The sequence below is a fragment of the Cutibacterium modestum genome, from assembly GCF_008326345.1.
GTDB classification, from domain to species: Bacteria; Actinomycetota; Actinomycetes; order Propionibacteriales; family Propionibacteriaceae; genus Cutibacterium; species Cutibacterium modestum.
In genome coordinates this window covers 523,580-548,372 of sequence record NZ_BJEN01000003.1, presented here as the reverse complement: position 1 = coordinate 548,372, position 24,793 = coordinate 523,580, and the positions used below count along the sequence as shown (strand labels likewise).

General features: G+C 60.7%; 20 protein-coding genes and 1 riboswitch. Of the genes, 7 read left to right on the top strand and 13 right to left on the bottom strand.

Annotated features, from left to right (window positions below):
- Positions 1-66: 66 nt before the first annotated feature.
- A complete protein-coding gene (locus F1563_RS10980) occupies positions 67-1,050 on the top strand; it encodes a malate dehydrogenase (protein WP_002528635.1) in 984 nt (327 codons plus the stop codon).
- Between the two features lie 427 nt (positions 1,051-1,477).
- Entirely contained in the window at positions 1,478-2,821 is a 1,344-nt protein-coding gene (locus tag F1563_RS10975) for an aldehyde dehydrogenase family protein (RefSeq protein ID WP_002528636.1), read from the top strand.
- Between the two features lie 109 nt (positions 2,822-2,930).
- Here the strand turns inward: F1563_RS10975 and F1563_RS14700 are convergent, their stop codons facing one another.
- The 3 genes from F1563_RS14700 to F1563_RS10960 are packed head-to-tail and all read right to left on the bottom strand — an operon-like array spanning position 2,931 to position 5,109.
- A complete protein-coding gene (locus tag F1563_RS14700) occupies positions 2,931-3,269 on the bottom strand; it encodes a DUF3017 domain-containing protein (RefSeq protein WP_002528637.1) in 339 nt (112 codons plus the stop codon).
- Positions 3,266-4,129, bottom strand: coding sequence for a bifunctional methylenetetrahydrofolate dehydrogenase/methenyltetrahydrofolate cyclohydrolase (locus F1563_RS10965; RefSeq protein ID WP_002528638.1), 864 nt, complete (start codon positions 4,127-4,129; stop codon positions 3,266-3,268). Before F1563_RS10965 ends, F1563_RS14700 begins: the two co-directional genes overlap by 4 nt.
- 14 nt (positions 4,130-4,143) lie before the next feature.
- Positions 4,144-5,109, bottom strand: a complete 966-nt coding sequence (locus F1563_RS10960) for a hypothetical protein (protein WP_172623704.1) — start codon at positions 5,107-5,109, stop codon at positions 4,144-4,146.
- 98 nt (positions 5,110-5,207) lie between these two features.
- Here F1563_RS10960 and F1563_RS10955 point away from each other — a divergent pair, with 98 nt between their 5' ends.
- Both F1563_RS10955 and F1563_RS13720 read left to right on the top strand, forming a co-directional pair.
- Complete coding sequence (locus tag F1563_RS10955) at positions 5,208-7,697, top strand: alkaline phosphatase family protein (RefSeq protein ID WP_036974308.1); 2,490 nt, start codon at positions 5,208-5,210, stop codon at positions 7,695-7,697.
- A gap of 305 nt (positions 7,698-8,002) precedes the next feature.
- A complete protein-coding gene (locus tag F1563_RS13720) occupies positions 8,003-8,323 on the top strand; it encodes a hypothetical protein (protein ID WP_172623703.1) in 321 nt (106 codons plus the stop codon).
- Positions 8,324-8,426: 103 nt separating this feature from the next.
- Here the strand turns inward: F1563_RS13720 and purH are convergent, their stop codons facing one another.
- From purH to pcrA, 10 genes are all read right to left on the bottom strand, one after another.
- The gene (gene purH, locus F1563_RS10945; RefSeq protein ID WP_002528642.1) at positions 8,427-9,977 is read right to left on the bottom strand and encodes a bifunctional phosphoribosylaminoimidazolecarboxamide formyltransferase/IMP cyclohydrolase; all 1,551 of its coding nucleotides are present in this window, start codon (positions 9,975-9,977) and stop codon (positions 8,427-8,429) included.
- The gene (gene purN, locus F1563_RS10940; RefSeq protein WP_002528643.1) at positions 9,974-10,597 is read right to left on the bottom strand and encodes a phosphoribosylglycinamide formyltransferase; all 624 of its coding nucleotides are present in this window, start codon (positions 10,595-10,597) and stop codon (positions 9,974-9,976) included. Before purN ends, purH begins: the two co-directional genes overlap by 4 nt.
- A 24-nt stretch (positions 10,598-10,621) precedes the next feature.
- A complete protein-coding gene (gene ribH / locus F1563_RS10935) occupies positions 10,622-11,122 on the bottom strand; it encodes a 6,7-dimethyl-8-ribityllumazine synthase (protein ID WP_002528644.1) in 501 nt (166 codons plus the stop codon).
- Positions 11,119-12,435 carry a 3,4-dihydroxy-2-butanone-4-phosphate synthase gene (gene ribB / locus F1563_RS10930; RefSeq protein WP_002528645.1) on the bottom strand — a complete coding sequence of 439 codons (1,317 nt, stop codon included), beginning with the start codon at positions 12,433-12,435 and terminating at the stop codon, positions 11,119-11,121. Before ribB ends, ribH begins: the two co-directional genes overlap by 4 nt.
- On the bottom strand, positions 12,429-13,043 hold the full coding sequence (locus F1563_RS10925; protein WP_002528646.1) for a riboflavin synthase: 615 nt from the start codon (positions 13,041-13,043) through the stop codon (positions 12,429-12,431). The genes ribB and F1563_RS10925 overlap by 7 nt, the downstream gene beginning before the upstream one ends.
- Entirely contained in the window at positions 13,036-14,031 is a 996-nt protein-coding gene (gene ribD / locus F1563_RS10920) for a bifunctional diaminohydroxyphosphoribosylaminopyrimidine deaminase/5-amino-6-(5-phosphoribosylamino)uracil reductase RibD (RefSeq protein WP_002528647.1), read from the bottom strand. The genes F1563_RS10925 and ribD overlap by 8 nt, the downstream gene beginning before the upstream one ends.
- Before the next feature lie 74 nt (positions 14,032-14,105).
- Positions 14,106-14,240, bottom strand: a riboswitch (FMN riboswitch).
- 82 nt (positions 14,241-14,322) lie between these two features.
- Positions 14,323-15,825 (bottom strand): cell division protein PerM, encoded by a 1,503-nt coding sequence (locus F1563_RS10915; protein ID WP_002528648.1) that lies wholly within the window; start codon positions 15,823-15,825, stop codon positions 14,323-14,325.
- A gap of 146 nt (positions 15,826-15,971) precedes the next feature.
- A complete protein-coding gene (gene sucD / locus F1563_RS10910) occupies positions 15,972-16,865 on the bottom strand; it encodes a succinate--CoA ligase subunit alpha (protein ID WP_002528649.1) in 894 nt (297 codons plus the stop codon).
- Between the two features lie 3 nt (positions 16,866-16,868).
- Positions 16,869-18,044, bottom strand: coding sequence for an ADP-forming succinate--CoA ligase subunit beta (gene sucC, locus F1563_RS10905; protein ID WP_002533877.1), 1,176 nt, complete (start codon positions 18,042-18,044; stop codon positions 16,869-16,871).
- Between the two features lie 215 nt (positions 18,045-18,259).
- Positions 18,260-20,692, bottom strand: coding sequence for a DNA helicase PcrA (pcrA, locus tag F1563_RS10900; protein WP_002528651.1), 2,433 nt, complete (start codon positions 20,690-20,692; stop codon positions 18,260-18,262).
- A gap of 1,279 nt (positions 20,693-21,971) precedes the next feature.
- Here pcrA and F1563_RS10895 point away from each other — a divergent pair.
- The 3 genes from F1563_RS10895 to F1563_RS10885 are packed head-to-tail and all read left to right on the top strand — an operon-like array spanning position 21,972 to position 24,713.
- Positions 21,972-22,931, top strand: coding sequence for a MetQ/NlpA family ABC transporter substrate-binding protein (locus F1563_RS10895; RefSeq protein ID WP_002528655.1), 960 nt, complete (start codon positions 21,972-21,974; stop codon positions 22,929-22,931).
- A gap of 31 nt (positions 22,932-22,962) precedes the next feature.
- Entirely contained in the window at positions 22,963-24,060 is a 1,098-nt protein-coding gene (locus F1563_RS10890; RefSeq protein WP_002528656.1) for a methionine ABC transporter ATP-binding protein, read from the top strand.
- Positions 24,060-24,713 (top strand): methionine ABC transporter permease, encoded by a 654-nt coding sequence (locus tag F1563_RS10885; RefSeq protein ID WP_002528657.1) that lies wholly within the window; start codon positions 24,060-24,062, stop codon positions 24,711-24,713. Before F1563_RS10890 ends, F1563_RS10885 begins: the two co-directional genes overlap by 1 nt.
- The last annotated feature ends 80 nt before the right edge of the window (positions 24,714-24,793 follow it).

The following is a 24,793-nucleotide window of genomic DNA, read 5'->3' as shown; positions in this document are numbered from 1 at the left end:
CGCGTCGCCGCCGCGAGTAGGCTTTGAAATAGCCAAGTGTCATCGAGGACTTTCAAGGAGAGATCCATGACCCAGACCCCAGTCAAGATTGCCGTCACCGGAGCTGCTGGCCAAATTTGTTACAGCCTGTTGTTCCGCATTGCCTCCGGTTCGCTACTCGGAGACACTCCTATCGAGCTTCGCCTTCTCGAGATCACCCCGGCCCTCAAGGCCCTGGAGGGCGTCGTGATGGAGCTTGACGACTGCGCCTTCGGTAACCTCGTGAACATCGAGATCGGCGATGATCCAAAGAAGGTCTTTGACGGAGTTAACGCCGCCTTCCTCGTCGGCGCCATGCCTCGCAAGGCTGGTATGGAACGTTCCGACCTGCTCACCAAAAACGGTGCCATTTTTACCGACCAGGGCAAGGCCCTCAACGACGTCGCTGCCGACGACGTCCGCGTTCTCGTCACCGGTAACCCCGCCAACACCAACGCCCTCATCGCCGCTACCAACGCGGTCGACATCCCGAACAACCACTTCGCTGCCCTGACCCGCTTGGATCACAACCGCGCCAAGACGCAGCTTGCCCGCAAAACCGGCAAGACTGTCAACGACGTGCGTCACATGACCATCTGGGGCAACCACTCCTCCACCCAGTACCCTGACGCCTTTCACGCCGAGGTCGCTGGCCAGAAGGCCACCGACCTAGTGGACAAAGCTTGGATCGAGAACGAGTTCATCCCGACCGTCGCCAAGCGTGGCGCTGCCATCATTGACGCTCGCGGTGCCTCCTCAGCTGCCTCGGCTGCCAACGCCACCGTCGAATGCATGCGCGACTGGATGAGCACCACCCCCAAGGGTGACTGGGTGTCCATGGCGATCCCGTCCGACGGCTCCTACGGAGTGGCCGAAGGCCTCATCTCCTCCTTCCCGGTGACCGTCACCGATGGCAAGGTTGAGATCGTTCAGGGCCTCGAGATCGACGACTTCTCGCGCGCCAAGATCGACGCCTCCGCCAAGGAGCTCGCCGATGAGCGTGACGCCGTCAGGGAGCTCGGCCTTATCTGATTGACCTGAACCAGACGGGCCCGGAGACGGCAGTTTCCGGGCCCGCTTTGTACGTCGTGGCGTGAAACGTCACCTTTGCGGTCCGTGATCGAGCGTCGAGAAAGATGCACCACACTTGTGCACAAACGTGCAAGGCACCATGCTCCTAGCTTCATCGACGACAATGCCTATCATCCTGCTATATAAAAAGGTTTGAATCTCTTTTTAAGCTCTTGGCACGCAGTGGAAAATGCCACAATTAAGGCACTCGTTGAAATGCGCATTAGTGCAAGCTCAGGCCTGTCTCAACTGCACCTCGGACCCGTTCTCGTTTTTGCTCTAGACGAATGATTATGGCCATTCCTATGGTCAATGCATCAGATGTCCTGATGTCCACCGCAAGAAGGCGGATCTGCCCAGGACTCCACGCCTGAAGGAGCCAGCAGCCATGACCACCACCGCAGTCCCTGTCACTAGCACCCACCTCTCCGGAGTGTTCTGCGACGTTGACGCCGCAGTAGCCGCCGCCCGCGAGGCGTTTCTTGCCTTCTCTGACTGCTTCTTGGCGCAGCGCCGTACCTTCATCAAGGCCGTGCGTGAGGCAGCCAGCCAGCAGGAGCGTCTGGAATACATGGCTACAGCTGCCGTCGAGGAGACCAGGATGGGCAATGCCCATCACAAGGTTCTCAAGAATCTCTATGCGGCAACCCGCACCCCTGGTGTCGAGGATCTCGTCATGGAGGCACATCAAGGTGACGATGGCTTGACCACCCTCGAGTACTCCCCCTATGGGGTCATTGGCGCCATCACGCCGACGACGAATCCCACTGAGACGATCATCTGCAACACCGTCGGGATGTTGTCTGCCGGCAATACTGTCGTCTTCAGCCCTCACCCGCGAGCTCGTCGTCTGAGCGCATGGCTCGTTGACGTTCTCAATCGCGCGATGATCGAGGCAGGAGCTCCCGAAAACCTCATCACTCTCATCGCCGAGCCAACTCCGGCCACCACCACGGCTCTCATCAATCACCCCGACATCACGATGCTCGTAGCAACCGGTGGCCCGCAAATCGTCAACATGGTGCTGTCGAGCGGCAAGAAAGCGATCGGGGCCGGGTCAGGCAACCCTCCTGCTGTCGTCGATGAGACCGCTGATGTGGCTAAGGCCGCCAGCGACATCGTCCAGGGGGCCAGCTTCGATAACAATCTGCCGTGCACCGCCGAGAAGGAAGTTATTGTCGTCGCCGAAGTGCTGCCCCAGCTCATGACAGCCATGAGGGTCAATGGCGCTCAGGTCGTCAGCGATCCCGAAGAGCTCGCCAAGCTGCGGTCCTTACTGCTCGACCCGTCTGGCGTTCGACCGAATACCGCATGGGTTGGCCAGGACGCCCAGAAAATCCTGCGGGCTGCGGGAATTAAGCCTAACCAGGGCACCCGCTTAGTGACGATGGTTACTGACCCGTCGGATCCGTTCGTGCAGGTCGAGATGCTCATGCCAGTGGTGCCGGTGGTCCCCGTCACCGATTACCTCACCGCGATCGATTTGGCCGTCGAGCTGGAACATGGCAACCGTCACACTGCAATCATGCACTCCAAGGATGTTTCGCGATTGGACCTCATGGCCCGACGCATCCAGACGACGATCTTCGTCAAGAATGGGCCATCTTTCGCTGGCATTGGGATCAATGGGGAGGGGTTCGCCACCTTCACCATCGCTGGCCCCACCGGTGAAGGGCTGACCTCGCCTCGCAGCTTCGCTCGTCGGAGGCGTTGCGTCCTTGACGCACGTTGAGCCACGTGTCAACACGACCACAGATACTTGCGCCTTTGTCTCACCTGCACCAAAAATAGTGGCGCCGGTGAGACAAGGGCGCAGGTACGTTGTGGTAGGTGGGGTGACGTCACCTCGTGAGGATGACGACAACCATCACTGTCCCTAGTCCTAGCAGAAGCACCGCATCGATCCATCGCGCCCGGACCGCCAACAGCCCGGCCAGTTGATCGGGCAGTACTACCCGCAAAACCCCTGCCATGAGCACCGATGCCGCGAAGACCATCGCGCCACGACGCCAGTGCCCAGTGCTCATAACGATTGCCGAAGCAGCAACCCCGAGCAAGCAGACCGCGAGCGCCCACCAAGATTGGAGATGCTCCTTCGATTCAGCGCAGCGCTCGCTCCGTCGGGCATGTCGAGTGGCGGTGCTGGCGGGCGCCTTAGCGGCGTAGCTCGGTTGTCTCATGAAGGATCCGCAGCGAGCTGCTCAGCCCGGTCTACCACATTGGACAGCAACATGGCGCGAGTCATCGGGCCAACGCCGCCGGGGTTTGGCGAGACCCACGCGGCCTTTTCCCACACGTCGGCAGCAAAGTCGCCCTGGATCTTCCCCTCGGCAGACCGTGATACACCGACGTCAACAAGGATGGCCCCGTCACGAATCATGCTGGCATCAATAAGGCCCGGAGACCCAGCGGCACCGATGATGATGTCGGCCTGACTGGTGTGCCCGGCGAGGTTACGGGTACCGGTGTGACACAGGGTGACGGTGCAGTTCGCGGAACGACGGGTCAGCAGCAGCCCAAGCGGGCGGCCCACCGTCGTACCGCGTCCGACCACGCAGACGTTGGCACCCGGCAGCTCGATGCCATGGCGGGTCAGCAGCTCAACAATGCCACGCGGGGTACACGGCAGCGGGGCCGGCTCGTTGAGGACAAGACGCCCTAGTGATGCTGGCGTCAAGCCGTCGGCGTCCTTGTCAGGGTCGATGAGGTTAAGCGCCCAATTAGTGTCGATATGGCGTGGCAGCGGTAGCTGGACGATGTAACCGGTGCAATGTGGGTTGGCATTGAGTCCACGGATCTCCTGGGCGAGGTCCTCCTCGGTGACGTCGGCAGGCAAGTCAACACGAATCGATTCAATACCCACCTGCGCACAGTCGCGATGCTTGCCAGCGACGTATTGGTGCGAGGCCGGGTCGTCCCCGACGAGCACGGTGCCCAGTCCCGGTACGACGCCCTTACCGCGCAGGGCTGCTACACGTTCGGCTAGCTCGGACTTGATCGCGGCGGCAGTGGCCTTGCCGTCGAGTTTCTGGGCGGTCATGGATCCTCCTTGTGTCACGACCTCAACAGGTCACCATTTTTCCACGAGACTCGCGTTCCCTCGACCACCGTCGTGACGAGGTCAATAACCCGATCAATCGTTGTTTCATCCATCACCGCGGGCAAACTGACGAGGTCCTCGGGCCAATCGACGTCCAGATGCTGTGGCCGATCCCAATGCAATGACCCGACCACGCCAACTCTACGCAGCCGGTCTGCCAGCTCATCGGCGCCCGGGTGACGAAGCACCATCGCACAGCAGGCCGCGGGATTGACGACCCTGGTCGCATCCAAGCCTCTTAAAAGAGCATCGCGGGTCTGCCCCACCCGGCGAGCGAACTCAGCAAGGTTAAACCTTTCAAACTCAGCACGGGCGTTGTCGTCGGGAGGAACGGGAGCCCAGCAGTCGTCGGCCAGGTCTTCGGTTTCTTCAAAGGTGTCAAGGCCCCGATGCTTCAAAAACCGACGACGGGCCGCCGTAAGAAGCTCGTCCTTGTCGCCTCGCCTCCCAACAAACCGCGAGAGGTCCTCGTTTGCGTCTACCCATGCCACCTCGGTCAGGGGAAGAAGCTTGCGAGTACTGACCACTTCGATGTCAGCAGGGGTAAACGACGGACCGAGAAAAGAATGAGTGCGATCGACGACGACCGACACACCGTCATGACAGGCCTGTTCTAGCACCTCGATGAGCTTCGCGCCTGGCTGGATTCCGAATGTTTCGCTGGTCAACACTGTCGGGTGTTCACCGTGCTGTCGGCAGGCGGCGACGGCATCGGCAAGAGCATCCGCGTCGAGCTGGAAGTCGTCGTCGACCGGCAGCCGGTGCACCCGGTACCCCTCTAACTGCCATGGAGTGATCATCGTCTGACAGGAGAACCAGGGCACCACTAGGGTGTTCGATCGATGTCTCTTACCACTACAGCCGTCGTCACGAAGCCATCTGGCGGTTACTGCGAGGGCCTGCCGTCCGAGCGCCGTCATCGTCGTCACTGTCACACCACCACACAATTCATCAGCAATTCTCATACCATTAACCAGCTACTCTCCCAGCCTCCGACTGCCATCGGTAGACCAGTGTCATGCACACATCGCATCCTCGCCTTACCCGTTTGGTGAGCGCGTCAGTTGCCGCCGGCATGGCTGTTTGTGGGTTCGCCGCACCCCTCGTAAGCCATGCTCAGCCCAACAGCAAGCCCACCTTTGACGCGTCCAGCATCCCGAAGAAACACACCACCGTCAGCTCGACGAATACTGCCAGCGGCAAGATCAAGCACGTCTGGCTCATCATTTTGGAAAATAAATCCTACGACGCTACGTTTTCGGGACTCAACCAGAACTCCTACCTGTGGAAAGAGCTACCAAAGCAGGGCGCTCTGCTACCCCACTACTTCGGCACCGGCCACTACTCTCAGGACAATTACACCTCGATGGTTTCCGGACAGTCCGCTGAAATGGACCTCCAGTCCGACTGTGACGTCGCAAATACTAACTTCGGCTCGAACTCTTCTATCATTGACCGTCACGCTGGCCCGCAGTTCGGTCGTGACGACAATTACGGCCAAGTCCTTTCCCTCGCCGGCCCAAACGCCAACGACGGTAAGAATGGCTGTACCTACCCTAAGGATATTCCTACCCTCTTTAACCAGTTCGATGCCGCTGGGGTCACCTGGAAGGGATATGCCCAGGATTTGCGCAACCATCCCGGCCGCGAGGACGGCCTAGCTGGTTCCCCGGGCACCCGGGAGAACACCCCGGATAAGAACCCTAAAGCTATGAAGCCAACCAGGGAGGACAAGGCCAGGGGCATCACCTCTTTCACCGGGGCGCAGCCTGACGACCAGTACGTCGCCAAGCATTTCCCTTTCCCGTGGTTCCACTCGATTGTCGGTAATGACGGCACCGGCAAAGACTCCCTAACCAAGCCGGTCGACGGTGGCACCCCGTCAGACTCTAAACACATTGCGAACGCCGACGACCCGTCGCACGGACTTCTCGCCGATTTAGCCAAGCCCGCCGATCAGGTACCGTCCTTCAACTGGATCACGCCGAACAACTGTTCCGACGCCCACGACGCCATCTGTAAGGGCAACAACCTGTCTGGCCTGTTCGACACTGTCGGCAAACCCGACTACTCCAAGCCGCTAACCACCCCGCCGAAAAACCACACCGGTGGTCTCTACGCCGCCGACCTGTGGCTGCGCTACTACATCCCACTCATTGAAAAGTCAGCAGCCTTTAAGGACGGCGGCCTCATCGACGTCACCTTTGACGAAGCCAACCCACCATTCACCGACATGTCGTTCAATAACGCGACCGACGAGTCAGACGTCGCTAATGTCGCTCGCAAAGATGAGTTGTACAACTACTCCTCACAGACCATCAAGAATCTCGACGAGGGGTACAAGAAGTACGCGGCCAACACCTTCCCGAAGCCGTCTACGATGTCGAAGAACTACATCAAGGCCGACCTTGCTGGCCAGAACATCAACGGCAAAGACGTCGACTGGGAGCCAACTGGCCCGAATTCAACCCTCGATACCGACGAGCATGGCAACCAGCTATTCCCTGGGCCTGGTAATAACGGCTACATCACCCGCCCGCCCTCCTGCACACAGGACACCGACCTGGTCAACGCCGACAAGTCCAACTGCGTGCATGGGGCTAAAAACACCGGCGCTGGCTGGGGCTATTCTAAGGCCAAGACGATCGGCGTCACCAACACCGCTGGTACGTCTAAACTAATCGGTAAGATCACTGTCACCGATCTCGGTCGCAAGGTCAGCGGTGAGGGCATTCCTGCGGGCGCCTACGTCGGTAAGGTCACTAGCCAAGGACCGAAGATGATCACTGATCCGAAAGACGCGGTGACGAGTTCTTCCTTCACCATCGTCGATGCCCATGACAAGCCGCTCAACACCACCGCTAACGTCACGTCAGTGACCCTGTCGGCGACTGGAATTCCCGGTCACCTAGCCGATGATCAGTCCCCTCTGGCTACCTTTAACGCCCAGGACGCCACCCCGGGAGGCGGGGCCACCGGCTCGGTTCTCATCTCCCCGTACATCAAGCCGGGGACCATCTCAAACACTTACTACAACCACTTCTCGTGGCTGCGCACCATGGAGGATCTCTTCGAGGTTTCCAAGGGCAAGGACACTCGTCAGCTTGAAGCCGGCACTGTATCCACCGGTCTCGATGGGGCCGGCCATCTCGGCTTCGCCGCCCAGGCCGGCCTGGGAACCTTCGGAACGGATGTTTTCAACAACCTTCCGGCCGACCCGGCCCCCTCGACCATTCCGAGCACTCCACCGTCGTCAACCTCATCGGTAGCCCCCTCTGAAACTGCGTCAGTGGTTCCGTCGAGCAATGCCTCCGTGCCGGCAGCTCCCACTGCCACCACTACCACGAGCACTGCACCCGATGCCCCTGGTAACGGATCGCACGCCAGTTTGCCGCGTACTGGTAGTGACAAAGTTTCCGACCCTGCTGCCACAGAATCGGGCGCTGCCGGTCTGATCGTCGTCGGCGTCGCTGTCTCGGCCTGGGCCATCCGTCGCAACCGCCACTGAAGAGGTAAGGAATGAACAGCCTCACACTCGCCACGAGCCTCCGCAAGGCTGCCGTCGTTGGTATGTGCGCTGGGGTCACCCTGGTCTCGGGATGTTCCGCATCCTCCCAAGGCACTGCCTCATCCACACCGTCAGCCTCGGCCAAGGTTGGCGATCCTGCTGAGCAGCTCGCTGCCCAATCGATACCCTCTTGGTTGCCCTCGCAGAGCGCCCCCGCAACCGTCGTCGGAACCCTCCAGAAGCCGGCCCTCTCCTACCAGGGGGTCAAGGTCAAGGTAAACCTTGATCGCGGCAACTCTGTAGTGATGAACATCAACGGTCCGATGGCTCCTCCTGGGACCAAGGTCGGCGCCGAGGAAGCAGATCTCACCTGGACAGTGATGGTCTCCGAGGCGACCGGGACGGTCCCACTGTCGGTTAAACAGTTCAACGTCCAAGACGAGACCGGTGAATATCACTGGGCTCAGCCGGTCACGGGATCCACGATCCCGGCCAAGATCAGCAAAGGTCAGAAGGTAACTTTTACGACCCACACTATCGCCTCTGCGGGCGAGGGCATGGTTCGATGGGCCCCTGACGGCGAGCATGTCATCGCTCTGTGGGACTACATCGCCGAGCTTGACTGACACCTCGTGAAGAATTGTCAGAGGGCCCGAACCGCACAAGGCTCGGGCCCTCTGATGCGCTCCACGGATCCCACTCCAGAAATCCCCTACCAGGAGCGTGGAATCAGTGGAAGAAGTGCCTGGTCCCGGTGAGGTAAAGGGCAATCCCAGCCTTACGGCAGGCCTCAATGGTCTCATCATCGCGGATCGATCCGCCCGGCTCAACGATCGCCTTAACTTTGGCGTCAAGGAGCACCTGAGGACCGTCGGCGAAGGGGAAGAAGGCGTCAGAGGCAGCCACCGATCCGGCAGCTCGGCCTCCAGCCCGCTCCACCGCAAGACGGCAGGAATCGACGCGGTTGACCTGGCCCATACCAACGCCAACTGAGGCGCCGTCGTGGGCCAGCAGGATAGCGTTAGACTTCACCGAACGGCACGCTTTCCACGCGAAGAGGAGGTCGGCCAAGGTGGCATCGTCAACGGGGTCGCCGGCGGCCAGGGTCCATTGGGTTGGGTCATCACCCTCAGCTTGAAAGACATCGGCCTCCATAGCCAGCAGGCCACCGTCAATCTGGCGCAGTTCCCAGCCAGCCGCCTTCGGGGCCGGGGCCTCCAGCAGACGGATGTTCTTCTTACGAGACAGAATCTCGACGGCGCCGTCCTCGTAACCGGGAGCGACGACAACCTCGGTGAAGATTTCAGCGACTTGTTCGGCCATCGTGACGCTGACTGGTCGGTTGGTGGCGATGACACCGCCGAAAGCGCTCAGGGAGTCACAGGCGTGAGCCTTGCGATGGGCTTCGGCGATGTCGGAGCCGATGGCAATGCCGCACGGATTGGAGTGCTTAATGACGGCAACACACGGCTCGGCGAAGTCAAAAGCGGCACGACGGGCCGAGTTGGTGTCGACGTAGTTGTTATAACTCATGGCCTTGCCGTGGAGCTGACGAGCACCGGCCAGACCAGGTTCTCCAGGGCTCTGATATACTGCAGCCGCTTGGTGGGAGTTCTCGCCATAGCGCAGCGGGTGAATGAGCTCGCCAGTCATACCGACGAAGCTCGGCACCCCGTCGACGCAGACACCGTCGCGGGCGGCAAACCAAGTGGCCACAGCAACGTCATAGGCAGCTGTGTGGGCGAAGGCGCGGGCGGCCAGGATGCGGCGCTCCTCAGTGGTGTACCCACCCTCGGACAGAGCGCGAGCAAGGTCCTCGTACTGGTCCGGGTTCGTCAGGACAGCGACGCTGGCGTGGTTCTTAGCGGCTGCCCGCACCATCGAAGGACCGCCAATATCAATCTTCTCGATGCACTCGTCGAAATCTCCCCCGCGTGCCACGGTCTCCGAGAAGGGATAAAGATTACACACGACGAGATCAAAGGGCTTCACCTCTAAAGCAGCCAGCTGGTCGCGATGAGATTCCAGGCGACGGTCAGCGAGGATCCCGGCGTGCACCTTCGGGTGCAGAGTCTTGACGCGTCCGTCAAGGCACTCCGGGAACCCCGTCACCTCACTCACCTCCGTCACCGTCACTCCGTGAGATGCCAACTCTTTGGCGGTCGTCCCCGTCGAGACCACCTCGACCTGAGCGTCGATGAGGGCCGTAGCCAACCGGTCAAGACCGGACTTGTCGTAGACGGAAACGAGGGCGCGACGGATGGGTTGACGTTCGCTCACTGGGGATCCTTCCGGGACGATTCGGTGTCGAGTTCTTTTATGCCGGGACGAACCCCGGCAAGTTCTGTAACAACCTCGACGAGCATCTCACGTTCCTCCACCTTGATGCGTTCGTGAAGCGACTCGACGGTGTCGTCGGCTAAGACAGGCACAGCCCGCTGGGCGAGGATTCGGCCGGTGTCGACTCCGGCGTCAACCATGAAAACGGTAGCCCCGGTAATTTTGACCCCGTATTCCAAAGCATCACGGGGACCATGGATTCCGGGAAAGGACGGCAGCAAGGCTGGGTGGGAGTTAATGGTGCGTCCGCCAAACCGATCCAAGAAGGCTTGTCCGAGCAACTTCATGAACCCGGCACAGACGACCAAGTCAGGGTCGTAGCGAGCGACGTCATCAGTCAGACGGGCATCCCAAGCCGCGCGCATAGCGGTTTGCACATCACTGCGCGATAGCGGCTCAGCAAAGGTCGGGATGCCGGCTGTTTGGGCCCGATGCAAGGCGACAGCGTCGGGTTGATCGGAACCGACGGCGACGACGCTCACCTGCTCGGGCAGGGTGTCGATGAGGGACTGCAACAGAGTTCCGGTGCCCGACACGAGGACAACGACGCGAAAAGCCACGACCCTACTCTAGGCCCTCTGAGTCTACGACGGGCGTGACGCGAGGACAGTTGACAACGCGGTGAGGGTGGCTATGGCCGCTTGGGCAGCCACATAACCCTTGTCCCCGTGGGAGCCCTTGAGCCCAGCACGGTCGAGAGCTTGGGCCTCATCGTTACAGGTCAGAAGGCCAAACCCAATAGGGGTTTTGGTGTGTACTGCGACGTCCGTGATGCCGCGGGTAGCGGCGTCGCAGACATAGTCGAAGTGCGAGGTTCCTCCCCGAATGACCACTCCCAGGGCAACGAGAGCGTCAAAGTGGTCGGCCAGGGAAGCGCAGGCCACCGGCAGTTCGAAGGATCCTGGCACCCGGACGACGGCTGGGTCACGCACTCCACAATCAGCCAGTCCGCGCAGGGCACCGTCGAGTAGCCCAGCCATGACTGTGTCGTGCCACTGAGATGCAACGACGGCAATCCTGAGACCGCTGCCGTCGAGGCCGTTGAGGTCGGGGGCTGCGGGGCCGAGGGTGGTGCGTGAACTCATGAACGGTCTCCTTTGATACTAGGGGCGGGTGTAATGGGAGTCGCGTGGGTACCGGTGAGAGGCTGCGTGGAGATCTTGCTGAGGTCGTCGCCGAGTGTCAGCACATGTCCCATTCGGTCACGTTTGGTGCGGAGGTACCGTTCGTCCTCAGGACGGGCTGGGGTCCCGAGCGGAGACATTGTCACCTCGAGTCCCCTCTCGCGCAATGCCTCAGCCTTGGCTGGGTTGTTCGTAAGGAGCCGGACGTTCGTGATGCCGATATCGGCCAGGATTGCGACGGCTGCCCCGTACTCGCGAGCGTCGACGGGTAAACCGAGGTCGGTCTGGGCGTCAACGGTGTCTAGACCGCCATCCTGGGCACAGTAGGCCGCAATCTTGTTGAGCAGGCCAGTAGCGCGCCCTTCATGGCCGCGCAGTAAAATAATTGCCCCGCCATGACGGCAGACGTGTTGCTGGACGGCCACCAGCTGATCGCCGCAGTCACAGCGCAGTGACCCCAGGGAATCCCCGGTGAGGCACTCCGAGTGCACCCTCACCCAGGCCGGACCACCGTCGTCAGCGTCTATTCCTTTCTCGCCTGTCAGCAGAACGTGCTCGGCCCCAGTGAGGTTGTCTCGGTAACCAGTTATCGTGAACTGACCGTAACGGGTTGGCAATTGGGCGCTGGCCAAGGCCAACACTCGCTGGATCGGGGCGACCGAGAGCGGGTCATGAGTCTGACGCCACAGGGCAAGCTGGTCGATCGTGATGAAGGCCAAGCCCTCGGTGCGGGCCAGATCAGCAATGGCATCGGCGCGCAGACACATGCCGTCATCTCCGACGAGTTCACCGATGAGACCGACCGGTTCTAGGCCCGCCAGCCGCGCCAGATCGACGGCAGCCTCGGTGTGACCGCGTCTGTCCAGCACTCCCCCAGCTCGGGCCCGAAGAGGCAACACGTGGCCAGGACGGACGAGGTCTGTCGGCGTCGAAGCGGCGTCAGCGAGCACCCGGGCTGTGCGGGCACGCTGGGCGGCGTCAATGCCTGTGGTGATGCCGCGGGCCGCATCGACGGCAACGGTGTAGCGGGTACGCAGTGGATCCTGGCTGGTCGGCCACATGAGAGGCAGGCCAAGCTGGTCAGCTCTCTCCTCGGTCATGGGTGCGCACAAATAGCCGGAGGTGTGACGCACCATCCATCCGACCCAGCACGGTTCAGCGAGTTCTGCGGCCAGGATGGCGTCGCCCTCGTTCTCCCGATCGGCATCGTCAGTGACGAGCACCGGCCGTCCAGCACGCAGCTCGGTCAGGGCTTCCTCGATGGTGTTCAGCATGACCTCTCCTTGTTCGTCAGAGCTTCCAAATACTTTGCGATGACGTCGACCTCGACGTTGACCTCATCACCGAGCGTCAGCGCTCCCAGCACGGTTCCGGTGAGGGTCGCCGGGATGAGGCTCACCTCAAACCACTCCGGGGTCACCGCGCAGACCGTCAACGATGTGCCGTTGATCGCAATTGATCCCTTCTCGGTGATGTAGCGCGACAAGATAGTGGGGACGGTAAATCGGAATACCTCCCAGTGATCCCCGGGAGTGCGGGAGACGAGCTCGGCAGTCCCGTCGACATGGCCCTGGACGATGTGCCCGCCAAGTCGATCCCCTACTGACACCGGGCGCTCCAGATTAACCCTGATACCCGCGGCTAGGTGTCCCAGCGCGGTCCGGTTAAGGGTCTCGGCCATGACGTCACAGCCGAAGAAGTCCTCGTCAAGCTCGGTGATTGTCAGGCAGGTACCGTTGACGGCGATAGACGACCCAAGCCGAGCGTCCGAGCAGACCAGTGGTCCGCGGATGGCGAGTCGGGCGGAGTCCCGTCCCCTTTCGATGGCGAGAACCTCGCCAATTTCCTCGATGATTCCGGTGAACATGGTCTCCTCACTCATGATGTGCGTGGATCTGAATGTCGGGGCCCAATCGGGTCACGTCGTCGATGACGAAGTGGTGCGCTTGGGACAGGGAGGTAACGGTGGGGTCGATGACGGCCGCCCGACCGTCCCCCAACACCATCGGAGCTAGATGGGCGATGACCTCGTCGACCAGGTCGGCAGCAAGAAAGGCCCCGGCCAGCCGTGGTCCGCCCTCTAGCCACACCCGGTGGATGCCCCGATGCCACAGTTGGTCGAGCACCTCGACGGGATCGTGGCTGCGAATGTGCAGGGTTGGAGCTGAGTCGTCGCGCAAATGACAATCAGCGGGGAGGTCTCGTAGCCCCACGACGACTCGTAACGGCTGGCGGGTCACTCCGGGAAGGCGAACGACGAGTCGCGGGTCGTCAGCCAGGGCGGTTCCAGTGCCGATGACAATAGCCCCGCACCGGGAGCGGCCGAGCTGCACCTGGTGACGGGCTTCTTTCCCGGTAATCCACTGACTGGTTCCGTCGGGGGCAGCGCTGCGTCCGTCGAGGCTCGCGGCGTACTTCCAGCACACGCGGGGGCGCCGGTGGATTTGGCTGAAGGTCCAGTCGGCGTTGAGGGTCGTCGCTTTCTCGCCAAGAACCCCGGTGACAGCCTCGACGCCGTGGGCACGCAGCCACTGTTCTCCCCCGGATGCCGCCGGGTTAGGATCCGGCTGGGCGATGACGACGCGGGTAATTCCGGCGTCGAGAAGGGCATGGCTGCATGGACCGGTACGTCCGGTGTGGTTGCACGGCTCCAAGGTGACGACAGCGGTGGCTCCCCTGGCACCATCGCCAGCCTGGCGTAGTGCTTCGATTTCAGCGTGCGGTGTTCCCGCTCCGCGATGCCATCCCTGACCTATCACCCGCTCATCGGCGACGATGACGCAGCCGACACGCGGGTTCGGATCCGGGCATGGTGATTTTCCCGCCATATTCAGGGCGAGCGTCATGGCGGCGTCCCACCGCTGGTCCATGTGTCCTCCCGAGCCGTTGCGGCTCCGGGGGTGCGCAAGAACGACACACAGGGCTGACGATGACGCCAGCCACTTACCGTGCTACCTCCCATCCGGACTGTAACCGTCGGTACCGGAATTTCACCGGTTCAACCTCACCGCCACGAAGGCGGCTCGGGTCGCGGACTATCACCGCCGGTTCGGACTTTCACCGACCCCGGAGCACGTGTGCTTGTAGTCAAGTATGCACCCGTTCGCCATGGCGTGCGGCATCACCTCACAGGTTTGTTACCACAGACGGTCCGAAACAGCTCAAGGTCGGTCAGTGGTGTCCTCATCGTCAAGGGCGTCCTGGTTGTTTTGAATAGAGTCGTAGATATCGTGACCGATTGCCTTATCGTCAACCGGCTCTGCGGTGGCATTCTCGGGGGTACCCTTGTCCTGCTTAGCTTCAGCTTCTCGCTTGACGGCCGCCATTTTCTCGGCCTTCTGCTCAGCTTTTATCTTCTTCTTAGCGGCCCGGTTGCGAGCCTTCCTCTCGGCTTTGACGGCGTGGTTCGTCTTGCGCTCCTGACGGCGCTCCACGCGTCCTTGACGCGACTCTTCTGATCTCAAGCGTCGCGACAAGCCGATGACGAAACCGCACAGCATCGTCACGAAGGTCAAGACGCCGACGGCGCACCCAGCGGTAGCCGGCATAATCGTGCCTACCTCACTGAGTCGCTCGTCCCCCAGGCTTCCACTACTGAGCAATCCCAAGACGCCGAGCACAAGTCCCGATGCCAGACCAGTCAGGGCGCCAAGCCCAGACCCGATCTCAAATTCGGCTTCCGGTAGGGACCTCATAACGAGGATTCCACCGATGATCGCAGCAACGACCGGTACGGCAAACCACGCGCAGGCAGCCGGGCTCAGCGGACTGTTAGAGGGTAGGGCGCCAAGCACCGGGAGGGCCGGGAGGATGCCGAGGTGAGTTCCCAGTGGGGATACAAAGGTTCCGGTACCAAAGGCGAAACCTGAACCCATCGTCCATGCGGTGCCCCACAGCGCCATGGTCGGCAACCATGCCAACTGCACGAGGATGAGGCAAAACCCGCCCCAACCGGTGGCACCCGTCTGCTGGTGCAGATGAATCACCCGATTTGCATGAACCAATAGCGCCACGGCCAGCGCCGCTGATCCGCCTGCCAGACAGACGGCGACGGTTGACCCGATGGCTCTCGGCAGTCCTCGGGCCCAGTGTGGTAACCGGCTCAACGGATTGATGTGGGCGCCACGGCATGCCCCGACGAACCCTGAACACAGTCCGATGAGCAATGCCCCAACCATGGCGGTGAGCCAATGGGGGGTCGCTACACCAGCCGCCATCATGACGGCCGCTAGCAACTCGACCGTAGTGTGGAGAGCTATTGCCTCACCGACGTGTCGACGTGTCGGTTTTTTGTCGTGCCGGTGCCATAGCACGCGAGCACCGTACCGGCAGGCTTCTTCGCCCAGCAGCAGGCTCACGCACGTGAGACCGAGCGGAATGAGGCCAATGTGCACCCCAATGATGTCAACAGGCGCCCCATGGCCGCTCAGCCACAGACTCGACGCTGCTGTCAGAATGCTAGGAAATGAGCGTCCGTTATTGGCCAGCCATTCGGGAACGATGATTCCGGCGACAGCGAGCCATTGTGCCAGGATTGCGGCCGCTGCGGCTACCAGGACGACGACTGGCCACGGCCATGGCAAGCGCGGCTCTCGGGGCTCGTTGGCCTTGGAGGACTCGATGACGAACCTCGCCGAGGTCGATGTCGAGCCTGATCTGACCATGTGGGGATCCTGTTCAGTTCGGGGAAGGAAGGTATAGCGAACCCTACCGTCCACCACCAACTATTTCGGTTACCGCGCCAGAGGCTCCACAGCGCAAGAGCCCAGTCCCCATGGGACCGGGCTCTTGCGTTCAGACGATTAAGGCGTCACTTCTTGAGGGAATCCATCGCCTCGTGAGCCAGCCGAGCGGTCTCGGTCGGGGTCTTGCCGACGCGGACGCCGACAGCCTCAAGAGCTTCCTTCTTGGCCGCCGCAGTACCCGAGGACCCAGACACGATGGCACCGGCGTGGCCCATCGTCTTGCCCTCCGGAGCGGTGAATCCAGCCACGTAAGCAACAACCGGCTTGGTGATGTGCTCGGAGATGTACTTGGCGGCACGCTCCTCCGCGTCGCCACCGATCTCACCAATCATGACGATGATGTCCGTCTCCGGATCATCCTGGAAGGCCTGTAGGGCATCGATGTGGGTGGTGCCAATGATCGGGTCACCACCGATGCCGATGGCGGTCGAGATACCCAGGTCACGCACCTCGTACATGAGCTGGTAGGTCAGGGTGCCCGACTTCGAGACCAGGCCCACGCGACCGGGGCCAGTAATGTCGGCCGGGACAATGCCGGCGTTGGACTTCCCAGGGCTGATGATGCCCGGGCAGTTTGGGCCGATGATGCGAGTCTTGCCGGAGCGCTGGGCAGCGGTGAAGAACTCCGAAGTGTCCTTGACCGGTACGCCCTCGGTAATGCAAACCACCAATGGCATCTCGGCCTCGACGGCCTCCATGACAGCTGACTTGGTGAACTTCGCCGGGACAAAGATCACCGACACATTAGCGCCGGTGGCCTCGACGGTCTCCTTGACGCTGCCATAGACCGGGACGGTAGTGCCACCGTTGAAGTCGACGGTCGTACCGGCCTTACGAGGATTGACGCCACCGACGACGGCGGTACCGGAGTCGAGCATGCGCTGAGTGTGCTTCATGCCCTCCGAACCGGTCATGCCCTGGACGATGATCTTGGAGTTCTGGTCGAGAATGATCGCCATGTCTCAGGCCTCCTTGGATGCGAGCTCGGCGGCCTTGCTGGCGGCCTCGTCCATGGTCGGGACCATGGTCACGAGCGGGTGGTTGAATTCCTCGAGGATCGTGCGGCCTTCGGCCACAGCGTTACCGTCCAGACGGACGACGAGCGGCTTGGTGGCTTTGTCGCCCAGCTTCTCGAGGGCGCCCTTAATGCCAAGCGCCACCTGGTCACAGGCGGTGATACCGCCGAAGACGTTGACGAACACGGAATGCACCTGCTCGTCACTCATGATGAGATCGAGGCCGTTGGCCATGATCTCTGCCGAGGCGCCGCCACCGATATCGAGGAAGTTGGCAGGGGCGGGGGATCCCGGGAAGTTCTCGCCAGCGTAGGCAACGCAGTCGAGGGTGCTCATAACGAGGCCGGCACCGTTTCCGATGACGCCGACGTTGCCGTCAAGTTTGACGTAATTGAGACCGAGCTCACCGGCACGCAATTCGAGCGGGTCGGTGGTGGCGCGGTCCACCAAGGCCGCATGGTCAGGCTGACGGAACGACGCGTTGTTGTCGACGGTCATCTTGCCGTCGATAGCAAGGATGCGTCCGTCACCGGTCTTGATCATCGGGTTGACCTCAACGAGGGTGGCGTCCTCATCACGGTAGGTCTCCCACAACTTGATGACAGCCGGGGCGATGGCGTCCTGCTCACTCTCTGGGAAACCGGCCTGGGTGAGGATCTCGCGGGCCTTGGCGTCGTCAATGCCGTCAATCGGATCGACCGGCACCTTGGCGAGGGCCTCGGGGCGCTCCTTAGCGAGAGTCTCGATGTCCATGCCGCCCTCACGCGAGCACATCGCCAGGTAGCGTCGCTCCCCACGGTCAAGCAGGATCGAGAAGTAGTACTCCTCAGCAATGTCAGCACCTTCAGCGATCATCACCTTGTGAACGGTGTGACCCTTGATGTCCATACCCAGGATGGCTTTGGCGTGCTCGGCTGCCTCCTGAGGGGACTTGGCGATCTTCACGCCGCCAGCTTTGCCACGGCCACCCACCTTAACCTGTGCCTTGACGGCGACAACGGGGGTACCCAACTTCGCTGCGGCCTCGGACGCCTGCTCGGGAGTCTCCGCGACGACGCCCCGAAGCACGGGAACACCGTGCTTCTCGAACAGGTCGCGGGCTTGGTATTCGTACAGGTCCACAATCTCTCCACTCTGCGAGTCAACCGGCCGTAGACGGGCCGGGGACGGAGCTGACGCCAACCCGCCACCTCGAACAAGAATGTTCACGTTGGGGTGGAAACGGTTGGTCGTTTGCCCACCGGGAACAGGTTAACAACCTCGACGGCCCACTGCCCACTCGGTGTTACGACGCCGAGCAATCTAGCCGCTCGTAGCAGCCGACGATTAGCATCTCCTCACAGTTTCTCCAACGGCGCGAATCGCAGCGCCAGCCTTTTGAGCCCAGCCGATCCGAAGTCGACGTCAGCCTTCGCGTTGTCGCTTTTGCCGGACGTGGCCTTGACGGTTCCCAGCCCGAAGGTGGAGTGAAGTACCTTGTCCCCTACCGACAGCGCGAGGGCACGTCCTTTGGGCGCGCTTGCTAGCCCTCGCCCAGAACCAAAAGCCGGAATGTCGTCGCGTAGGGACCCGCGTGCTGATTGAGAGCGGTCACTCGCCGACGTTGACCATCCCACCGAGGCCTGACCGATTCTCTCCCAATCAATGAGGCGTGGGGGGATCTCGTCAACGAATCGGCTCGGCGGGTTGTACTGGGCCTCGCCCCACATGGTGCGCACCGAAGCCCGCGACAAAAACAGCTGTTTGCGGGCGCGAGTGATACCGACGTAGGCCAATCGCCTCTCCTCGGACAGTTCGGTGGCGTCGGCAAGGGACCTCATGTGAGGGAAGACACCGTCCTCAAACCCAGTGATGAAGACCGTATCGAATTCCAGACCTTTTGCAGTGTGCAGGGTCATAAGGGTGACGACTCCGTCAGAGTCGGCAGGAACCTGGTCGGAATCGGCCACCAAAGCGATCTGCTCCAGGAAGGCCGGCAGGGAGTCGTCGCCAGACAGCTCAAGGTCTTCGACGGTATCCTGCTCAGCCTCCTCAATGTCGACAGTATGGACTCTGGCGACGAATTCCTGGGCCACCGAGGCGAGCTCGATGAGGTTTTCCAGTCTCGTCTCATCCTGTGGGTCCTTGGAGTTCTCTAATTCGGCGATGTAGCCGGATTCTTTCAGGATCGAGCTGGCGATCTCGTCAGCGCGTTTCCCCTGCTCCACCATCGCGATGTGGTCGTCCATGAGACTAACGAAGGCTCGGATCTGATTGACCGACCTGGTTGCCAGAGCGTCGATCTCGTCGATCCGTTTCAGGGCCTCCCAGAAGCTAATCCGGCGAGCTGTAGCAAACATCTCGACGGCCGCCTCGGCTCGCGTCCCAATGCCGCGACGCGGTGTATTGAGAATGCGACGCAGGGAAACATCATCGGAGGGGTTCGCGATGGCGCGTAGGTAACTGACGGCGTCCCGGACTTCTTTGCGCTCATAGAACCTCACACCGCCGACGACGCGATAGGGCAGGCCGGTGCGGATGAAGACATCCTCGAAGGCCCTCGACTGAGCGTTGGTGCGGTAAAAGACGGCCACCTGTCCGTAGCTGGTGCGCCCCTCATCGACGAGTTCGTCAATCCGTCGGGCTACCCAAGCGGCCTCGTCATGTTCGGTATCGGCGACATATCCGACGATCTTGTCGCCGTCTCCCTGGTCGGTCCACAGATTCTTGACAGGACGACTCGGATTCATCTTGATGAGATTATTTGCAGCGGAAAGAATCGTCTGAGTAGAGCGATAATTCTGCTCCAACAGAATCGTCCTAGCCCCTGGGAAATCCTTCTCGAAGTCAAGGATGTTTCGGATTGTCGCGCCCCGGAATGCGTAAATCGACTGATCCGAGTCACCAACCACCATGAGCTCTGGCGGATCGACACTGCGAGCACCGTCATCTAATTCGACCGGGTCATCCCCACACAGCTCACGAATGAACTGATATTGGGCGGTGTTAGTGTCCTGGTACTCATCGACGAGGACGTGCCTAAAACGGCGTCGGTACTGTTCGCGAACCTCAGGGAACTGCCTCAACAGAGTGACGGTACACATGATGAGATCATCGAAATCTAAGGCGTTTGCGGCACGAAGTCTACGTTGGTATTCGGCGTAGACTTCACCATTGGTGCGGTCATTGCCGGTACTTGCAGCCGCGCGCGCTTCATCCGGAGAAATAAGCTCGTTTTTTTGATTTGAGATCCAGTTCATAATAGCACGCTGCTGAAACTTCTTAGGATCCAAATTATGATCGCGGGTAACCAGAGTGACGAGTCTTTTGGCATCGGTATCGTCATAGATTGAGAAATTGCGGGAAATACCCAGGCGATCAATGTCGGTGCGTAGCATCCTCACCGCGGCAGAATGGAAGGTTGACACCCACATCGGTTTAGCGCGATTTCCTACCAGGTCTACGACGCGCGCCTTCATCTCAGCCGCCGCCTTATTGGTGAAGGTAATGGCCAAAATCGAACCAGGATGAACGCCCCGCTCCCCCACCAGATGCGCGATACGTCGCGTTAGAACTCTCGTCTTTCCCGAGCCTGCACCCGCGACGACGAGGACCGGCGATCCGGCGTGCAGCACAGCCTCGCGCTGGGGCTCGTTGAGGTCGGCCAGCAGGTCAGCAGGGGCGGCCGTCCCGGCCCTCGCTGGAGCATAGGCCGGCAAGACCCCGGGTTCAACGGGGCTGCGTCTCTCATTGGCCGATTCGAAAAACGAAAACAGATTCGGTGTCGTCATGGCGACTCACAGCCTACCGGCCCATAGCTGCCTCCGGCGTGGCATAGAGGGCATAGCCTCAAACGTTCACAGCGAATCGCATTCAAGAGCCCTGGACGTACCTCAACTTCATCCCCTGAGTTAGCGCGACAGGCTAGGAAGCACGCCCACCTGAATTGTTGGATGCCCCGGCCTAATCGGCTGAGGGGCTCGCGCATAATTCTCCTACCTTCTGGGATGGGGACGCAGTGCAGGCAAAGTGGTGCTGGCTGGTGGCCGACATGTTGGCGACCCGCCAGATGGGGCCTGCCCGAATGGCGCTAGATACCCCCGGTGAACAGATCTGGGCGCGTAACCAGACCGATTTTTTCAAGGGGAGCTCCTAACGGTGGGATCGCCCCACAATGGGCCAGGTGGCCATGCCAGAACCTGCCGACCAAGTTGATGAACACACAACGGCAATCGGATCTCCTCTGCGTCCTCACCCGGATGTGGTGCTAGTGGACTCGGGTTCTCGGACTTTTACCCATTGCCGGCCGCAATAGTGGCCAACGCTACGACCCGATGGGCCACGCCCGTGTTATAACTGGCACCGACGGCAAAAACGCACCGGGCCTTGGTTTCACAAACACGGCGGAACCCATGTTCTCTGTCACGTCCTATGGCGCAGCGATCGCCGTCTGCATCGACGGCGACCCTCTGGACTGTGGTGCTTTGACGGCCACAACTGCCGCTATCACATGCACGAGCTGAGGGCGAGTGGCGTGGCGCTCGGGATCGTCACGTGGCCAATCTGGCAGGTTGGCTGAGTCTGGTACACGATCGACGACATGGCAAACTCCCTGTGTACCGGTACACACGACCAGATCCTCCGCTGAGTCTGCTGCCGTGAATGCGCACGCACCTGAACGCGACCACGCTGCCAGACGTGATGAGCGTCATCACAGAGTTGACATATGCCGCGACTACCGCCTACGTTCTTGACAGACTCTCGAGTGAGGTCTTTATCTAATCCAGGAGCACTACCATGACTGCGGCCTTCAGCCACACCGTCGACGCCGACCTTCGCGCGGCTTCGATGATGATGTGCCGCCCGTGCTGCCTGCGAATGCTCGGCACCTGCTGACGGCGGGTTTATCTCCGCCGGCAGGACTTCCGTACCTCTCCCACTGAATTTGAGCCAGTGGTCGACCTATACCCATATCTGTGTCGTGACGCATACCGGCATGCCACCCCGGACGACCCCAGGATAGGTGAGTCGTTCGCCACACCTATCTGCGACATTTCCAGGAGACTTATCATGAGCACACCTGCATCTTCGGCGTCCACCCCCGAGGCGCTTCCCGAAAAGCCCGGAGGACGCCACACCGGCCTCATCATTGGAGTCATCATCGTCGCGCTCGCAATCATCGCGGGCATCACTGTTGCAGTAGCCAAGAACAAGGAAGAAAACTCTGCCGCTGGCAAGACGACCGTCAAGATCGGGACGACTGAGGCTGCCGACGATTACTGGAACGTCATCAAGGAAAAGGCCGCTGCTGAGGGCATCAATATTCAGGTTGTCAGCTTCAACGATTACACCCAGCCTAACGTGGCGCTGTCCCAGGGGCAGGTCGACCTCAACGCCTTCCAGCACCTGCTTTTCCTAGCTGATTACAACGTCAAAAACCACGACAACATCACTCCACTAAGCGCGACCTACATCGTCCCGCTGAATGTCTACTCGAAGAAGTACCAGCAACTCTCCCAGCTGCCAGCCGGGGCCACCATCGCCATCCCGAACGATGCCACCAACCAGGGACGCGCCCTGTTGGTGTTGCAGAAGGCTGGCCTGGTGAAACTACGTGGCAGCGGCTCGGCGCTATCGACCCCCGCCGACGTCATCGCCAACCAGTCCAAGGTGAAGATTAAGGCGATCGATGCAGCTCAGACTGCCGCCTCCCTCGACGGCGTCGATGGTGCCGTCGTCAATAACAACTTCGCCGCGGATGCCGGACTGGACCGCAACAAGGCTATCTACACCGACGACGCTACCGGAAAGACGGCCGATCCGTACCTCAACATCATCGCGGTCAAGGACGCTGACAAGAACGACCCGACCTACCAGAAGGTCGCCAAGCTGTGGTCCGATCCCGACGTCGAGAAAGCCATTATCAAACAGTCTGGTGGCACCGCCAAGATCGCCTCCGGCCGTTCCAAGGCCGATCTGGACAAAATCCTCAGCGACCTAACTACCAGCATCAAAAAGTCAAACTCGTGACCCACATCCGATTTCCAGCGAGGCCTTCCACATGGCAACAGACATCGCGCCTTCCTCGGCGCCGCAGTGTCCTGACCACATCGTCTTCGATCACGTCACTAAGGAGTTTCGTACCCGCTCCGGCACAGTACGAGCCCTTGACGATGTGAGCTTGGCTATCAAGAGAGGTTCCATCTCAGCCGTCATCGGGCACTCCGGGGCTGGCAAATCCACTCTGGTGCGCCTCACCAACGGGTTAGAGACACCCACAAGGGGCCGCGTCCTGGTAGACGGCACCGATGTCGCCCAGCTCTCGGACAAGGCGATGCGACCGCTGCGCGCAGACATCGGGATGATCTTCCAGCAGTTCAACCTGTTCGGGTCAAGGACCATCTACGACAACGTTGCCTATCCGCTCAAGCTAGCTCGCTGGAAGAAGGTGGAGGAGAAAAAGCGCGTCACCGAGTTGCTGAGCTTCGTCGGGTTGACGAGCAAAGCCTGGGACCACCCAGACCAGCTCTCGGGTGGGCAGAAGCAGCGGGTTGGCATCGCGCGAGCTCTCGCAACGAAACCGTCGATTCTGTTGGCTGATGAATCCACCTCAGCCCTTGATCCAGAAACGACGGCCGATGTCTTATCGTTGCTCAAACGAGTCAATGCAGAACTTGGGGTGACGGTTGTCGTCATCACCCACGAGATGGAGGTCGTCCGCTCGATCGCCCAGCAGGTCTCAGTGCTAGAAGCTGGCCATCTCGTCGAGTCTGGGAGCGCCCGGCAGGTCTTTGCTCACCCACAGTCTGAGACCACCCAGCGCTTCCTGGCGACGATTATCGGCCAGCACCCTAACGGGGAGGAGCAGGCACGGTTGCAGTCAGAAAACCCTGATGCCCGACTCGTCGACGTCAGTTCGGTCGCCAGCGACTCTTTCGGGACCGCGTTAGCTCGCATAAGCCACACTGGGGCGACCTTCCAGATCGTCCACGGTGGTGTCATTGAGGTACATGACGGCTCGCTGGGCAATTACACCGTGGCCTTGTCTGGTCCGGCTCAGGCTGTCGAGCAGGCTGCTCGCATCCTCGACGAGGTATCCGACTCGGCGGCACCGGCCGTTCCTGCAATCGTCTCGACGACCGGCGAGGAGGCCCACTGATGAACGACTATTTGCGCCCTATCTATCTTCAGTCAATTTGGGAAACCCTCTTCATGGCCCTTATCACCCTCGTCATTGGAGGAATCTGTGGCCTAGTGCTAGGAAACTTGTTGTATGCCGCCCGGCGTGGTGGTCTACTGGCCAACAAGGCCGTTCACACCATCCTCAACATCATCGTCAACATCATTAGGCCGATTCCGTTTATCATCTTTATGACGGCTATCGCTCCCCTCACCCTCAAGGTCATCGGCACCACGATCGGAGTACGGGCGGCCACCTTCCCACTGTGCATCGCGGCGACCTTCGCCATCTCTCGGATTGTTGAGCAGAATCTCGTCACCGTTGATCCTGGTGTTATTGAGGCCGCCCGTGCTATGGGGGCCGGGCCGTGGCGAATCCTTTTTGACGTCGTTGCCCGGGAGGCGCTGGGGCCGCTGATTCTCGGTTACACCTACATCCTCATTGCGATTGTCGATATGACGGCCATCGCTGGCGCCCTGGGTGGCGGCGGTCTAGGTCAATTCGCCATTACCTACGGTTACCAGCGTTACAATTGGGCAGTCACAGCCATCGCAGTGGTAACGATCATCATCGTCGTGCAGTTGGCGCAGTTCTTAGGCAACTGGCTGGCCCGCCGCGCACTGCGGCGGTAAGCATTGCGGCGATATAGCGCACCCAGCGTATAATTCTTGACGACAACACCCATTCATTCCGGGTCCCCGACGCCGATTAC